Source organism: Pseudonocardia sp. D17, assembly GCF_036984265.1.
Lineage (GTDB): Bacteria > Actinomycetota > Actinomycetes > Mycobacteriales > Pseudonocardiaceae > Pseudonocardia > Pseudonocardia benzenivorans.
In genome coordinates this window covers 1-890 of sequence record NZ_BPRG01000185.1, presented here as the reverse complement: position 1 = coordinate 890, position 890 = coordinate 1, and the positions used below count along the sequence as shown (strand labels likewise).

The following is an 890-nucleotide window of genomic DNA, read 5'->3' as shown; positions in this document are numbered from 1 at the left end:
CCGGCCGCGACGGCGTTCTTGGCGACCCAGCGCAGCGCGTAGGCGGCCGAGCGGTCGACCTTCGACGGGTCCTTGCCGGAGAACGCGCCGCCGCCGTGGCGGGCGAACCCGCCGTACGTGTCGACGATGATCTTGCGCCCGGTCAGCCCCGCGTCGCCCATCGGGCCCCCGACGACGAACCGGCCCGTGGGGTTGACCAGCAGCCTGGCGCCCTCGGCGTCCAGCCCCGCGCGCGCCAGCTCGGGCTCGACGACGTGCTCGCGGATGTCGGGGGCCAGCAGCGCGTCGAGGTCGACGTCGGCCGCGTGCTGGCTGGACACCACGACGGTGTCGACACGGACGGCCTTGTCGCCGTCGTACTCGATCGTGACCTGGGTCTTGCCGTCCGGGCGCAGGTAGGGCAGCACGCCGGACTTGCGGACCTCGGTGAGCCGGCGGGCCAGCCGGTGCGCCAGCGCGATCGGCAGCGGCAGCAGCTCGGGGGTGTCGGTGTTGGCATAGCCGAACATCAGGCCCTGGTCACCCGCGCCCTGGCGGGCGATCTCGTCCTCGCTGGCCTCGACGCGCGACTCGTAGGCCGTGTCGACGCCCTGTGCGATGTCGGCGGACTGCGCACCGATCGCGACGTTCACGCCGCAGGAGTTGCCGTCGAAACCCTTGGCCGACGAGTCGTAGCCGATCTCCAGGATCTTCTCGCGGACCAGCGTGGGGATGTCGGCGTAGGCACTCGTGGTGACCTCACCCGCGACGTGGACCTGACCGGTCGTGACGAGCGTCTCGACCGCGACCCGGCTGCGCGGGTCCTGGGCGAGCAGCGCGTCGAGGACGGAGTCGCTGATCGCGTCACACATCTTGTCCGGGTGTCCCTCGGTCACCGATTCGCTGGTGAA

General features: G+C 71.7%; 1 protein-coding gene. It reads right to left on the bottom strand.

Translation table 11 applies throughout. The features are described from left to right. Window positions 1–890: methionine adenosyltransferase (metK, locus tag PSD17_RS25955; RefSeq protein ID WP_339124969.1), on the bottom strand; the 890-nt coding region annotated here is incomplete at both ends.